The 15,837-nt window shown below is 67.4% G+C and carries 6 protein-coding genes; 3 read left to right on the top strand and 3 right to left on the bottom strand.

The features are described 5' to 3' along the window. Positions 1-23 precede the first annotated feature (23 nt). On the top strand, positions 24-12,413 hold the full coding sequence (locus tag ACI0FO_RS01990; protein WP_416023739.1) for a filamentous haemagglutinin family protein: 12,390 nt from the start codon (positions 24-26) through the stop codon (positions 12,411-12,413). 58 nt (positions 12,414-12,471) lie between these two features. On the opposite strand, the gene ACI0FO_RS01985 is transcribed toward ACI0FO_RS01990, so the two are convergent. Genes ACI0FO_RS01985 through ACI0FO_RS01975 form a run of 3 tightly spaced genes read right to left on the bottom strand, consistent with a single transcriptional unit; the run spans position 12,472 to position 13,538 of the window. After that, on the bottom strand, positions 12,472-13,008 hold the full coding sequence (locus ACI0FO_RS01985; RefSeq protein WP_416023738.1) for a hypothetical protein: 537 nt from the start codon (positions 13,006-13,008) through the stop codon (positions 12,472-12,474). Positions 13,009-13,036: 28 nt separating this feature from the next. Beyond that, on the bottom strand, positions 13,037-13,294 hold the full coding sequence (locus tag ACI0FO_RS01980) for a hypothetical protein (RefSeq protein WP_105555198.1): 258 nt from the start codon (positions 13,292-13,294) through the stop codon (positions 13,037-13,039). 40 nt (positions 13,295-13,334) lie between these two features. Beyond that, positions 13,335-13,538 carry a cold-shock protein gene (locus tag ACI0FO_RS01975; protein ID WP_105555199.1) on the bottom strand — a complete coding sequence of 68 codons (204 nt, stop codon included), beginning with the start codon at positions 13,536-13,538 and terminating at the stop codon, positions 13,335-13,337. Positions 13,539-14,008: 470 nt separating this feature from the next. On the opposite strand from ACI0FO_RS01975, the gene ACI0FO_RS01970 reads away from it, so the two are divergent. Beyond that, a complete protein-coding gene (locus tag ACI0FO_RS01970; RefSeq protein WP_416023735.1) occupies positions 14,009-14,452 on the top strand; it encodes a hypothetical protein in 444 nt (147 codons plus the stop codon). Between the two features lie 58 nt (positions 14,453-14,510). Further along, positions 14,511-15,806: a hypothetical protein gene (locus ACI0FO_RS01965; RefSeq protein WP_416023734.1), complete on the top strand. Its 1,296-nt coding sequence runs from the start codon at positions 14,511-14,513 to the stop codon at positions 15,804-15,806. The last annotated feature ends 31 nt before the right edge of the window (positions 15,807-15,837 follow it).

The raw sequence follows: 15,837 nt of genomic DNA, 5'->3' as shown, positions 1-15,837 counted from the left end.
CATCGACATCCTTGAATCACGCCATGTCCTCGTCTACGTCCGCTACGCCCCTCGTCCCCTCCCCCGCCCTGGCGCCCCTTGGCCGGCGCGGCTCGTCCCGCGACCGCCGCGCCGGCCTGCGGCCCGCATGGCGGCTTAGCCCGCTGTCGCAGGCCATGACGGCCCTGGCGATCGCGGGCAGCGCCAGCAGTGCGGCGCAAGCGCAGACGCGCGCGTTCAGCCCCGGCTGGTTCGCGGACAAGAACACCGTCCAGTCGACGGCTCAACGCACGGGCCGCATGCCCGACGGCAGCATGGCGGGCATCGGCAACGGCGCCAAACAGCAGGCGCAATCTCGCCAGCAATTGCAGAAGTCCCTGGACAATCTGAATCGCGCCGCGGCAGCGGTTGCCGCCCAGCAGGCCGCGCAAGCGGCCGCGCGCGCGGCTGCGGCGGCCAATGGCGCCGAGGTGCCCGACGGCCGGACCGAAGGCGGATTATGGGAAGCCCAGGGCGAGCTGGCCCGGTGGGAAGGCGCCAAGGCTGCCACGTCATCGTCAAGCAGCGGCAAGCATACGGTCACGATCGAGCAGACGCAGCCGCGCGCGATCCTGAACTGGGACACCTTCAACGTCGGCCGCAATACCACGGTGCAATTCAAGCAGGCCGCCAGCGATGCAGTCCTGAACCGCGTGGTCGGCGCCAGTGCCAGGCCCAGCCAGATTCAAGGCGCGATCAAAGCCGACGGCACGGTGCTGGTCGTGAACCAGAACGGCGTGATCTTCAGCGGCACCAGCCAGGTCAACGCCCGCAATCTGGTGGCCGCGGCGGCCACCATCAGCGACGAACAGTTCCGCGAACGAGGCTTGTTCGTGGATAAGGACGGCACGCTGCCCACGTTCAAGGACGCGCTGGGCGACGTGCAAGTGCAGGCCGGCGCGCGCATCGACACGGCCGTGCCCACGACCGCGACCAAGGGCGGCGGCTACGTGCTGCTGCTGGGCAGCAACGTCCACAACGCTGGCACGCTCATCACGCCGCGCGGCCAGGCCATGCTGGCCGCGGGCGACGATTTCATCATCCGCCGCGGCTACGGCACCGACGGCAATCCCAAGTCCACGACGCAGGGCCTGGAAGTCGGCACCACACTCAACACCGGCAGCCAGGCAGGACAGGTGCGCAACACCGGGTTGATCAGCGCCCCCGTCGGCGACATCACGATGATGGGCCACGCCGTGCGCCAGGATGGCGTACTGATCGCCACGACCGACATCGGCGCGCGCGGCGCCATTCATCTGCTGAACCGAGCCAGCGACACGGCAGGCAGCGTGACGCTGGGCGCGGACAGCGTCACGGCCGTGCTGCTGGAAGCCTCGGCCGTGACCGGCCTGGACGGTCAGCGCCAAGCCGCCATCAAGACGCTGGACGGCTCCGCCACCAACAAGGCCACCGGCGCCTTCGATCATCTGAGCACGGTCGCCGACCGCATGGACCTGTCGCGCATCGAGGTGGTCACAGGTGATCTGGCGTCCTTCCAGGGAGGCTCGGTCACCTTGGCCACCGGCGGGCAGATCGCCGTTTCGGCCAAGCGGCAGACCGTGTTGGAAAACGGCGCCGAACTGGATGTGGCGGGCGCCATCGGTGTCAGCGTGTCGATGGAATCGAACAACCTGCAAATCAACGTGCAGGGCAACGAGCAGCGCGACGCGCCGGTCAACCGCGACAGCAAGCTGCTGAACAACAGCGACGTGTGGGTGGACCGCCGCACGCTGGTGAAGGTTGCCAGCGGCACCCATGGCTACATCGGCGACCGCTGGTACACCAGCGGCGGCCTGCTGGAAGTGGGCGGTTACCTGGCCACCACGGAACACGGCGCCGGCCAATGGCTGGCGCAAGGCGGCACGGCCACTTTCACCGGCGGCGAACTGGTCACGCAGGCCGGCTCCGACATCAACCTGTCGGGCGGCACGCTGGACGTGCAGGCCGGCGATATCCGCCAAAGCTGGCTGCGCGGCACCGACGGCCGCCTGTACGAGGTCTCGCGAGCGCCCGGCGACCTGCTTTACGCCGGCCTGTACAAGGGGTATGAAGACACCCACGCCCGTTGGGGAGACAAGGCCACGCGCACGTTCTACAACCCGCTGATCGCCCCAAAAACGCGCTTTGAAAACGGCTACACCGTGGGCCGCGATGCCGGCCAGTTGATCGTATCCACCCATGCCGCCCAACTGGCGGGCACATTGACGGGCGAGGTATACCAGGGCGCGCGCCAGATCGACGCACCGCAATGGGACATGGACGGCTACTACCAATCGCAGACGGCCGTCGCGCGCCGCGCGCAGTTGACCGTGGGAAGCTATACGCCGATTTTCGATGCCGGCACCAACATGCTGGCCTGGACGCTGGGCGGTGTCGCCAACCAGGTGACGGCAGGCACAGGCACAGCCGGCGACGGCCTGATCCGGTTGGATGCCGCCTGGCTTAATGCCGCCAATCTGGGCGCCATCCGACTGGCCGGGTCCGAAGGGATCGCGGTGGATCAGGCCGTGCACGCCGCGCCGGGCGCAAGCGTGGTGCTGTATGCGCCCCAGGTCGATATCAACGCCAGCGTCAGTACGGCGGGCGGGCGAATCGTGGCCGGCAATATCGTCAAGCAATGGAACGCCAACGGCCGCAACGAAGACACCCCGGTCCTTGCCCCCGCCGGGGGAACGACGGGCGTGACGGTCGCCGCGGGCGCGGTGTTGGACACCGGCGGCCTGTGGAGCAATCTGCTTGCCAAGCCCGCCACGTCCGGTGAACTGGCCTATCGGCAGGGCGGCAGCGTATCGCTGCGCAGTACCCACGGTGTAACGCTGGCTGCGGGCAGCGCCGTGGACGTGTCTGGCGGCGGCGCAGTGCTGGCCAATGGCAAGACCCTGGGCGGCAAAGGCGGCGACGTCACGCTGATGGCGGGGCTTGATGCCGCCCTCAGCCAGGAAGGAACGATAGCGGCGCAGGGCGTGGACGGCGGCGGAAAGCTGTCATTACAAGCAGACAAGGTGCGCATCGTCGCGGCAAGTCAGGTCAACGCGGCATTCGCGGAAGCGGCGGGGACCAAGGTCTCCGTCCTGTCCGACGACGCCTTCAACATGGGCTTTTCGCAATATGAGGTGATTGGCCTGCACGGACTGGAGGTTGCCGACGGCGCGCAAGTGCGGGTGACGATGCCGGTCCAGCGCCATGCCTCCGGCATCCGCGCCATCCTGGACAAGTCGCAAGCCTTGCAGACCTTGACGCCCGAGCTTTACCAGGAAAATCCCGTCAAAAGCGTGCTGACGCAACGCAAAGGGGCCAGCCTGGTCCTGCAGGCCGGATCTCCGCTGTCGACCGCTGACGATTTGGAAACCACGATGTTGCGCGTGGGCAGCGGCGCCGTCGTCGAGGTCGACCCGGGGCAGAAGATCGATCTGAGCGGCGTCGGGCAGATCACCCTGGAGGGCACACTCAACGCGTGGGGCGGCGCCATCGCGGTCCGGGGCATACGCCCCGGGTCGACGGACGACGCCATCGCGGCCGGGCACGGCCGTTCCATCTGGCTGGGCGAAACGGCCGTACTGGACGCCGCGGGCCGCGCCGCCACCGCCTTCAACCATCAAGGCCAGGCATATGGCCGCGTGCAGGACGGCGGCAGCATCGTGCTGGGCAGCCAGGTGGACGTATCGCTGGGCGTCTCGCCGTCTCCCGACCTGTTCATCGTGTCGCGCCCAGGCAGCCGCCTGGACGCCTCAGGCAGCACTGCCACGGTACTGATCAATGGCGTGCCGACGATGTTGGCGGGCGCTGGCGGCAACATCGCCGTCAGCTCCGGCAACGGTCTGTACCTGGATGGCCGCATGACCGCCCTTGCAGGCGGCAGCGGCGCGCCCGGCGGCACCCTGTCCATCGGCCTGGATGCGCCGGTCTACCGTACGGCGGCGATGACCGCCCGAGTGAACAAAGGACGCGATCTGCGCCTGTCGCAACAGGCCCTGCCCGACGACTTGGCCGGCTTTGCCGACGCGCAGGCCGCGGCGGACGCGCTTGTCTATGGGCACGGCGGCCTAAGCGTTGCGCAGGTGGAAGACGGGGGGTTCGGCAGCCTGAACCTGCTGAGCAACGGCGCCATCAGTTTCGCGGGCGACGTCGACCTGCGCATGGGCCAAAGCCTGCGCCTGTTCAGCACGTCGCTCAACATGACGGAAGCCGCGCCCACCGCCGCCCGGGTGCGGCTGGCCGCCCCCTATGTGATGCTGGCAGGCGCCACCGACAATGGCGCGCCCGACTTGTACACCCGCCCGTCATCCTCGCTTGCTCCGTCCACGCGCATCAGCGAATCCACCTTCACGGCGGATGCCGGCTTCGTCGATATCCGCGACCTGGTACAGCTGGGCGCGCTGACCACGCAGCGGGCGCCGAATGGCGATGCCAGCTACGTCGGCACCGGCTTCATCCAGACCGACCTGCGCAGCCAGAGCGACATACGGGTGCTGGGCGGCCGGGGCACGCAGGTTGCGCTGGCCAACCAGCCCTACACCACGCAGCTTGCTGCCCCGGGCAATCTCAACCTGACCGCCGCGCAGATCTATCCGGACACGGGAGCGGTGACGCGAATCGTGGTCGGTCCGAACGGCTCTCGCGACGGCGTCAGCGGCTACGAAGCCGGCCGCACGCTTACCATCCGCCGCAATAACGACGCCCTTCCCCCCCTTCCGTACAGCGCGTTCGGCAAGCTGCGGCTGGCCGCCGACATCATCGACCAGGGCGGCGTGGTGCGGGCGCCGCTCGGACTGGTGGAAATGGGGGTGGCGGATACCACCGGCACAACCTCCCGCGTCAATCTCTTGCCGGGCAGCGTCACGTCCGTCAGCGGCCAGGGGCTGGTCATGCCCTATGGCGGCACCGTCGACGGCGTGACCTATCAATACGCCGGGCAGAACATCGTGTTGATCGGCGCAGGCGCCGCCACGCTCGGCGGCGACTTGAGCAGCGGCATTCAGCTGGCCGGCGAAGAGGTTCGGGTGGACGGCAACGCCATGCTGGACCTGTCCGGCGGCGGCCGCTTGTTGGGCGCCGGCTTCGTGACGGGCCGGGGCGGCTCCACCGACGCGCGATTCAACCCGCTGGTGCAGATCAATGCCAAGGGTGCGGGCTTCACCCTGCCGGGCCTGGCCACCAATCCCGTCTACGCGCTGGTGCCCGGCGTGCAGGCGCCCGTGGCGCCCACCACGCCCGACGGAAGCCAGAAGCCGCAGATCGGGCAGCAAGTCACGATCGGAAACGGGGTGCCCGGCCTGCCCGCCGGCACCTATACGCTGATGCCCTCGACCTATGCCCTGATGCCAGGCGCATTCCGCGTGGAAGTCAACGGGCTGGCTTCGAGCGCCGCCGCTTCGGGTGCGATACCGCTGCGCAACGGCTCCTGGTCCATCGCGGGCAACGTCGGTACCGCCGGCACGAACCTCGCCACGGCGACGCCCAAGCAGCTGTTGATCACATCCGGCGACGTCCTGCGCCAGTACTCGCAATACAACGAGATGGACTACGCCGCCTTCGTGCAGGCCGACGGCGCGCGCCGCGGCATTCCGCGCGCCATGTTGCCCGCGGACGCACGCACGTTGCGGGCGTATCTGGCGAGCGGCGCCGAAGGCCAGGCCTTTTCATTCGCGGGCCAGGTCGACTTTTCCGCCGCGGCAGCCGGCTACGGCGGCACGTTCGCCGTCTCGTCCAGCAATGACAAAGCAGGGCATCTAGAGGTCACCGCTCCGGGCGCGGGGCGCAGTGCGGGCTTCGAGGGCTTATCGCTGGATTCCGCCCAGCTCAGCGCGCTGGGCGCGCCCCGCCTCGTGCTGGGCGCCGTCCCCAATGTGGACTATGCCAACAACAGCAATACCGTCGACTTCGGTTACGCCCGCACCCACTTCAACTCCGTGGTCCTGCGCGAGGGCGCGTCGCTCTCGGCGGCCGAAGTCTTCCTGGTGACCAGCGGCCTGGCCACCGGCATCACCCTCGAACGCGGGGCCTCGATCAACACCATCGGCCGCGGCAAAGCGCCTTTTGATTCCACTGCCGGCTACACCTATGGGGCATCCTCCAGCAGCCTCCTGGCCTTGTCCAACGGTTGGATCAACATGCTTCCTCCCACCGCCGACCAGGAACCCAAAGGCGCCGGTCCCATCCGCATTGGCGTCTGCGGCGCTACCTGCGTCGGGGAAGCCCTGTTGTATACCGAAGGCACGCTGGCGGCCGTCACCAACAAGACCTTCGAGCTGGGTAGTGCTGCCGGCTACGGCGCACGCTACCTCACGCTGGCCGTGGGCGCCGTCAACGCCGGCAGCGAACAGGCCCTGGCGGCCGCAGCCACCCGCGGCGCGCTTGGCGCAGGGCTTAGCCTGGACCAGACGCTGCTGAATCGTCTGATGGCGGGCGACCAGCGCTTCGGCGCGCCGGCGCTCGAGATGCTGACCCTGGCCGTCAGCGACTCATTCAACTTCTTCGAAACCGTCACGCTGGACACGACCGATCCCGCCACCGGCAAGTCGCGCCTGCAAACCCTGGCGCTGACGGCGCCGGCCATCTACGGGTATGGCCAGGCGGGCGACGTGGCCACGCTGCGCGCGGGCAACCTGATCTGGAACGGATCGATCGCGCCGCCCGTCGGCGTGATCGATAACGGGGCGGGCTCCGGCAGCGGCACGCTCAATATCCAGGCCGAGCGCATCGAGTTCGGGTATGGGCCCTATACCCAGCCGTTGGGCGAACTGGACAATGCCCGTCTGGCCTTGGGTTTTGCCAACATCAACCTGACCGCCAGCGACCGCATCACCGCCAATCATCAAGGCAGCCTGGCCGTGTACCAGTCGCGCGGGGCTTTCGATGCCGCGTCCGGCTGGCGCTACAGCGGCGGCACCCTGAATCTGTCGACGCCCCTGCTGACGGGCGAGTCCGGCTCCATCAATCGGATCAAGGCGGGCGCCGCGATCAACCTCGACAGCCCGCCGGCAAGCGCCTCGGCCCCCGACGCGCGCGGACTGGGTGCGGAACTGGCGCTGGACGCCGGCACGCTGAATATCAACGGCCGCATCGCGCTGCCCACCGGCAAGCTAAGCGCAAGCGCGGACAACGCCTTGATCCTCGGCCCTGGCGCGCATCTGGACGTAGCTGGCCGGCCTGTACCATTCGACGACATCACAAAATACAGCTGGGGCGGCGACGTCAGCCTCCACAGCCGCCAAGGCGACATCACGCAAGCGGCGGGCAGCACCATCGACGTCTCGGCCCAACACAACCGCGCCGGCCGCCTGACCGCCGTGGCGCTGGCTGAGGACGCTGGCCGCGTGGACCTGCAAGGCCGCACTCTGGGCATGGCTTCGGGCAGGTATGACGCGGGCGGCACCCTGGTCCCCTACGCCTTTGGCGAAGCGGATATCCGAGCGCAGCAAGTGGACTTTACGGCGCTGAACCAGCGCCTGAACGAAGGCCAAGTCTTCGGCGGCCGCAGCTTCCAGCTCAAGCGCGGCAACCTTGCCATCGGCGACGAGGTACGTGCCCGCAATGTGAATATTTCGGTCGATGCCGGCAGCCTGACCGTGACCGGCCGCATTGACGCCAGTGGCGATGGCGTGGGCAGCATCCGCCTGGCCGCGCGCGATGGACTGCGCCTGGCGTCCACCGCAGTGCTGGATGCGCACGGCACGGCGCTGCGCGTGGACAGCTACGGCAAGATCATTGACGCGCCCAACCGCGCCATCGTGGAACTGAATTCGGGCAATGGCCAGTTGCGGATGGACGCAGGCGCGGTCATCGATGTGCGCGCCGGCACGGGTGCGCCCCGCCATGACGGCCTCCCGCGAGGCACGCTGGCGCTGAATGCGCCGCGTCTGGGTGGGGCGACTGGCGGCGACATCGACATCGACGCGCGCGGGCCCCTGGACATCCGCGGCGCGCGCAGCATCGCGGTCAATGGCGTCTGGGTCTACACGGACGCAGCGCCAGGGACCGAAACGACGGCGGACGGCAAGCCCTACCAGATCATCGACCAGGCCTACCTGACCCGCCTGCATGGCGACAGCGTCGCCTTCATCAACCGGGCCCGGTCCAACGGCAATCTGATCAACGGCAGGCTGGCCGGCTTGCTCGTCTATGGCGACGCCCTGCACCTGCGCCCCGGCGTTGAGATCCGCAGCGCCACCGCAGACGGCAATCTGGTGGTGCAAGGCGACCTTGACCTGTCCGGTTTCCGCTACGCCAGCCTGAACCCGCATACGCCGCTGCGGCCGGGCGTCTACGGCTCGGGGGAAGTGGGCACTCTGGTCATCCGTGCCGGTGGGGACCTGCAGATCCACGGCAGCATCAACGACGGCTTCGCGCCGCCTCCAGAGGTCAAGCAGGACGTGAACGGCTGGCGCCTGCTGCCAGGCCGGGACTTCACCGGCGGTGACATGATCACGCCCCACGCCGGCGTGGTGCTGGCCGCCGGTACGGCGTTCCCGGTCGGTGTCACGCTGAATTACGACTTGACGCTGCAAGGCGCCACGCTTCTCGAAAATTCCGTCCTGCCCGTTACCGCCCCCTTGGCCCAGGCGCTGACGCTTCCCGCCGGCACCGTGCTATCGGCGCCCATCCTCAACCCCGACGGCACGGTGGCGCACGCAGCCGGCACCGTGCTGCGCCAAACGCTGACGCTGCCTGCGGGGATGGCGCTCGGCGCCGGCACGCGTTTGACAAGCACTGCCTTCCTTGGCGCCGTCACCTGGCCTGCGGGGGTTCCTCTGCCCCGCAACGCGAATCTGGCGGCTGCCGTCGCCCTGCCGCGCGGCGCACTGATCCCATCGGGCACCAACGTGAAACTGGAACCGGGCGTGGAATATGTCGATCTGCGCCCGCGCGTCGACGGCGCCCAGGGCCAGGTGTGGGCGGTAGCGCCCATGCTGCCCGAAGGTTCGCAATCCTGGTCAATGCGGCTGGCCAGCGGCGCCGACCTGGGCGCGGCCGATACGCGGACCACGCAGTTCACGACGAAGGAAGGCGCCAAGCGGGGGGACCTGGTGCTGGCCGACAGCCACTACGGCATGTATGGCTTTGATGGCCCCGGCAACTTCGTCTGGACGCAACTGGTCGCCGACGACGTCGGCATGCCGGAACTGGTCGGCCAGGTCATCGATGATGCTTTCGTCCGCGACACGTTCGGCTATCCGAATGCCGGCGCCCTGTGCGCCGAACTCCCCGAGTACTGCGCCGCAAGCGGCGCGAACAACTACATCCCCGCGCCTGCCACCCCGCGCTTCAGCGTGCTGCGTACCGGCACCGGCGACCTGGATCTGCTGGCGGGCGGCAGCTTGCGCATGCAGTCGCTGTACGGCGTCTACACCGCGGGCACGTCATCCACGGGCACCTACGCGGGCGACCCCTATAACCAGCCGCGCCTGATCAATCCCGACGGCACGGTGCTGCGCGACCCGAGCAAGGGCTTTGAAGCCTTTGTGGATGGCGGGCCGCAAAGCGTCTACCGGGCCTGGTATCCGGATGGCGGCGGCAACGTGACGCTGCGTGCCGGCGCCAGCCTGACCGGCGATCTGATGACGGCATCCGTGGCTTCGTACGGGCGGCCATTGACCCGCTCGACCGGCTACTCCTCCGACCTGGTCGGAAACTGGCTGTGGCGCCAGGGCAGCGGCGACGCAGCGATAGGCCAGGCACAGCCCACTGCATGGTGGCTGAACTTCGGCACCTATACCTCCAGCGCGTCAGACCAGGCGGATGAATTGCGTGGCTTCACCGGCTTCGGCACGCTCGGCGGCGGCAACCTGGACATCGACGTGCGCGGCGACGCGGGCATCATCACCTCGCACCCCATCAGTTTCCAGGAACGCCAGATCAACCCGCGCAGCCAGGCCTTGACGCTGGCCGTGGCCAGCACGGGCCGCGTGATGGCCGACGGCACGTTGGCGCTGACAGGGGGCGGCGACATCATCCTGCGGGTCGGCGGCAGCTTGAATCCTGCGCTGCCCAGCCCCTATGAAGCCTCAGGCGCGGTCACCAACTTGCGCGGCCAGACACTGCTGCAAGCCGCCTCGATGGGGCGGATGTACCCCATCTACAACATTCGTGCGGCACGCGACACGCGCGCGCTGGACCGCTTCCAGGCCAGCACCTACGAGCCTGCGGGGGCGTTGACGCTGACGCCGGGAGACAGTGCATTCCAGCTGCAGAGCCTGGGAGACCTCGTTATCCAGGCGGCCAGGGACCCCGGCCGCGTGCTCCTGCCCGTGTCCATGCCATATACCCAGGCGGACGGCACACTGGGCGTCTACGGTTCCGACAGCTGGTTTTCGCTGTGGACGCCCAATACCGCCATCGACCTGTTCAGCGCGGGCGGCAACCTGGCGCCGGTACACAGGGCCGGCAACGACAATGACGGCATCGTCATCTACCCGTCGCAGTTCTCGTCGGTGGCCGCTCAGGGAGATATCCAGTACAACAATACGATCGCCCTGGCGCCCGGTGCCCTGTCCCGCCTGGACTTGCTGGCCGGCCACTCGCTCTATGGCGGCAACACCTCCTTTGGCCGCACCAGCGCCGATCCCGGCGCGTTGGCATCGATCTACCGCCCGGCTTTTGCCGGAAAGGTGAAGGCGGCCGAAAGCAGCAACATCATCTGGGGCCCCACCAACCTGTCCAGGGACGGTGCCTATCGCGACAACGTGTTGTTCGCCTTCGGGTCGTTGTCGGCCGCCACGTCAGGCGTCGTGGCGCCGTCGCGCTTCTATGCGAAGGACGGTGATCTCGTCGGCGTCAGCAGCGGCCGGCTGATCCAGCTGACGGACAACGGCAATGTCGTGACCGGCACCGACTGGTACGCCGCGGGCGGTCCGGTACGCATGATCGCCGGCCGGGACATCGTCGGCAGCGGCAGCCCGTTGGGGCCCGCCGATGCGTTGTCCACGCCCATCCCATATCAGTACACCGACAACCTTTTCGTGCATGGCGATGCGAACGACGTGTCGGTCGTGCAGGCCGGCCGCGACATCCTTTACGGCAGCTTCACCGTGGCCGGTCCCGGCACGCTGGAGCTTAGCGCGGGCCGCAATATCCTGATGGAAGACAAAGCCGCCGTCGTCAGCCTGGGGCCAGTCGTCCGCGGCGACACGCGCCCCGGTGCCAGCATCGTGCTGCAAAGCGGGCTGGGCGCTCAAGGTGCCGACTATGCCGGCTTCCTGCGCCACTATCTGGGCGCCGACGTCGCCGATCCTGGTCTGCCGCTAACGGACCAGGGCAAGCCGTTCAGGACCTATGAGGCCGAACTGCTGCTGTGGCTGACCCAGGCCTACGGCTTCGCCGGCAGCACCGACGACGCCCGCGCCTTCTTCAATGCGCTGCCGTCCGAGCAGCAACGGGTCTTCGCACGCCAGGTCTATTTTGCCGAATTGCGCGCCGGCGGCCGCGAGTATGGCGACAAGGCCGGTCCGCGCGAAGGCAGCTATCTGCGCGGCCGGCAAGCCATCGCCGCGCTGTTCCCGGGACAGCCCGCTGCGGGCGCGGCGCAAGCCGGTGGCGGCAGCGTCACGATGTACGGCGGCGCGGGCCTGCAGACCCGCAGTGGCGGCGGTATCCAGGTGTTGACGCCGGGCGGCGCGCAAATCTACGGTGTGGAAGGCACCGCGCCTCCCGCCACCGCCGGCGTCCTGACGCAAGGCCGTGGCGACATCCAGCTGTACGCGGCAGACAGCATCCTGCTGGGCCAGAGCCGCGTCATGACGACATTCGGCGGCAACATCCTGGCGTGGTCGGCGCAGGGTGACATCAACGCCGGCCGCGGATCCAAGACCACGGTGGTCTACACCCCGCCGCGCCGGGTCTACGACGCGGTCGGCAACATCACCCTGTCACCCGCTGCGCCCGCCAGCGGCGCCGGCATCGCGACACTGGCGCCGCTGGCGGAAGTGCTTGCCGGCGACGTCGATCTTTACGCACCGCTGGGAACCATCGACGCGGGCGAAGCCGGCATCCGCGTGTCGGGCAACGTCTACATTGGCGCGCAATCCGTGCTGAATGCCGCCAACATCAAGACGCAAGGCGAAAGCGCCGGCATCCCGGCCGCCCCCAGCGTCAATACCGGTGCGCTGACCTCGGCCAGCAGCGCCGCCACCTCTGCCGCCAACGCCGCCCAGGACTCGGCGCAGCGCGCGCAGAACCAGGCGCGCCAGAACCTGCCGTCGATCATCAACGTGCAGATCCTGGGATTCGGCGAGGAATCGGCTTCAGGTACGTCGACGGTGGCGCCCAAAGACGGCCAGGCCGCGGATATCCCGGCCTACCGGCCCAACAATATGGTGCAGGTCGTGGGTGACGGCGCGCTGACGGCAGCGCAGTCGGCAAAACTGACGGGAGAAGAGAAGCAGGCGTTCGGGCTGTAGGGCAGGATGCGCCTTGGGGCAATGGCCGGCTCGCCGATGAAGCACCCGGCGGGCCGCCTCACACCCAGGCTACGGGCCAGTGAGCCAGGCGCGTTACCTGGCCCTCCACGTCTTCGTATACGGCAAGCACACCGCGCTTGTTGCGCAAGACAACGACACGCTTGCCGTCAAATTCGTTGATGTGGCTGTAGTGCGCGGGTTCCGCGGCCCCGCCGTCCTGCTTGTAGGCCGTCTTGGCGCGGTCGACGAAGTCATCGTCGTCGCGCACCCCGCGCGTGATGCCCGGCCGCATACTGACCGGCGGCGCGTCCCCAAGGCGGAAGCTGACGCCGTCCGCCATGAAGCGCGCGATCTGCGCCTTCACCTGCGGAGAATTGAATTCGGTTTGCCCGGCCGCATGGCTCATGAGGCGTTGCCTCGTGCCGTGAGGCAGCGCGCTCCAGTGGTTCAGGACGGAGGCGCCAAGTAAAGCCAAGATACGCTGTTCGGCGGCGTCCAGTTGCTCAAGCGCGAATGACGTGGCCAGTGCGGCGAACCGCCCGTGGCCTTGATCGTCCGATTCCGCCCTGCCTGCCCTGCCGGTTGAATTCGCCATGCGAATCTCCTGGGCGTACTGCACGGCATCAAGCTGGCCTGGCGTGCGCATCCACCACGAGCCGGCCGTGATTGATCGCGGCGTCCACCGCCATGCCGGGGCTGGATACAAATCCGCCCGAGGCGAACAACGGCACGGTGTGATGTTCGTTGAGTTTGTCTTGATCTGCCGCCAGTTCCACCGCAACGGTTGCGGTGAAGGCGGGCCGGCCGCTGCCCCCGACGGAAACGCGGGAAACATTGGCGGTAAGGCGATAGCCCTTGTAGACCATATTGTTGTGAAACATGAAACCCCCTATTTGATCAAAAGGCCCAGAGGGCCTTCATTCACAAAGCGCGGATTTGCGTGGCGTGCGGGCCTTTGGCGCCCTGCGCGGTGACATAGCTGACTCGCTGGTTTTCCAGCAGCACTTTATGCCCTTCGCTCACGATTTCGGAGAAATGCGCAAACAAATCCTTGCCGCCGTTCTCGGGCATGATGAAGCCGAAGCCCTTGGCATCGTTGAACCATTTGACGATTCCGGTTTCCATAATCTCTTTCCTTTAAATGCGAGCACCGCCCGCGAAATGAGCCTGTCAAGGAAAGGACTGCGAACAATGAAGCGCCCTCGGAGGGTGCAAGACCGGACGAAAATCACGATGCTCGAAAAGCTTCAAGTCCACTATGGGCGCAGGGGTAGTTAAAGTCAATCGGCGTTTCCGATTACCACCAAATAGTTGTTCTGGTGGCTTTTGACGGTTGATTCACCGTAAATGCGCCCATCCCGGGCTGCATATGCACCGGGGATTTACTTATTGCGTAACGGGTACCGCATTTGCATACGCGCGCGTAATAAAGCGCGTATCCTGAAGCGATGGTGCTTGAACGCGCGTTGCCTCGCCGTATCGCCATACAGGAGTATGGTCATGCACACCCCCCGCAATACCCACCCGCGCACGCGCCGAACCTTGCGTTTCACGACAATGGCGCCAATGGCGCGCGCGCTGACTGCGGAACACGCGTGAGCGCTTTCAGAAGGTCGATCGCCAAACTCGCAAACGCCTGCGTGAAGCTGCTGCCACCCGCATCGCAGTCGCCGCGCGGCGGCGGCGAAGAACCCAAGCGCACCGCCCAGCGCGAACACGCCGCCATCTCCTCGCCGTGGCGCATCTACCGCATCTATGCCCGCCCCGGGCATCTGCTGATGCGCAACGAACAGGGCCGTATCCTGGATCTGGGCGTCATGAAAGGCGCCGAGCCCGACCTGGCATACCGGCTTTTCGCGCGTGACCTTCAAGGCAAGGGTTTCGCCACGCGTACCTTGCTGCTGGACGACATCGCCCGCCGCATCGAAGCCGGCGAAATCGGCAAGGAACTGCTGAACCTGCCCGATTGGGATCAGCCTCTTGGCGCAGACCTGGACCGCGGCACGCATACGGATGTGTCGATGAAGCTGGGGCGGTAAACCGCCCGCTTCACCTGCATGGGATACTGTCCCCCTGAGAATTTTCAGGGCCCGCCCAATGCAAGATCCCGCCGCAATCCTGGATGCGTTCGAACGCCTGGGTTGGAAGAACAACGACCCGATGGCGCAGATGCTGCGGTTGCGCCTTGAAGACCCGAAGGCGCTGGGCGAACTGGTCGCGCAAGCGCTGGACCGCGCGCTCGACAACGCCACGTTCATCGATGCCGCGCTCGATATCATGGACGACGACGCCTACTCGGCGACGGTCACCCTGGCCTGGCAGCGCGCGATGCAAGGCGTCCGTTCGAACATCTTGTCCGCGGTGCTGGATTCCGCTGCCCTGCAACACCCCGATGCTTTTGCCGGCCACTGGGAACGCCTGCTTACCGCCGTGCACACCGGCAAAGGCGGCCCGGAGTACCTTGCTGGCCAAGCCTGGCGCGCACTGGACGACGCGACGATCGACGCATGGCGCGCCGGGCTGGAACCGGACACCCGCGAAGGAACGCTGGGCCGCGCGCGCGCCATCGCCCTGCTTCGCTCTCGACGGCCGAACGCCGTGCTGCATGCCTGGGCGCGCTTGTTTCCCGATGCATCGGATCCCGCTGCCCGCTCCTGGCTGATGCTTGCCGGCTATGCCAGGCATGCGAACGGCTTGCGTTCACTGCATACGGAATCCCCCTTGCATATCGGATTCAGCGCCGCGCAGCGCAAGCCCATGCTGGCGAGCCAACCCGCCTGGCGACGCGACATCCAGAAGGTCCATCCCACCTGGAACCCCGGCACGCCGCCCGTCACGCAAGCGCGCATGGGCGGCGTGCTGGCCAGCACCTGCGGACTATGCCATGCCCCGTTGCATCGATTGCTGTCCGTGCAGGAGCCCGCCCTCGCGGGCATCGACGGCAGCGGCCCGATCGAATTCGCCACCTGCCTGTCCTGCCAAGGTTGGGAGAGCGACGGCCCGATGTTCTATCGGCACGACGCCGACGGCGTCGCCAGCGCGCATCCGGTCCAGCAGCGCGACGACCCCGTGCGCCCCGAGGTCGTCGCCGACGCTTTGCAAGACGCCGAAGTCCAACTCTTTACCGCTCCCACCCGCTGGGCCTGGCAGGATTGGGGGGAATCAAACGGCCGCCAGAACCTCAGCCGCGTCGGCGGCGCACCCAGCTGGGTGCAATCCCCCGACTACCCGGCCTGCCCCGACTGCCAACAGGACATGGCCTTCGTCATGCAACTGGATTCCGGATTGCCGCAGGCCGACGGCGGCGAATGGTTGTGGGGCAGCGGCGGCTGCAACTACACCTTCTGGTGCGCCGGCTGCCACGTCAGCGGGCAACTGTGGCAATGCACGTAGGCGACTGATTTTTCGTCTGCGGTCCGTCCTG

It is taken from the genome of Achromobacter marplatensis (genome assembly GCF_049060505.1).
In the GTDB taxonomy this organism is placed as follows: Bacteria; Pseudomonadota; Gammaproteobacteria; order Burkholderiales; family Burkholderiaceae_B; genus Achromobacter; species Achromobacter marplatensis_A.
The sequence above is the reverse complement of the archived record's forward strand: the minus strand, read 5'-3'. Positions and strand labels throughout refer to the sequence as shown.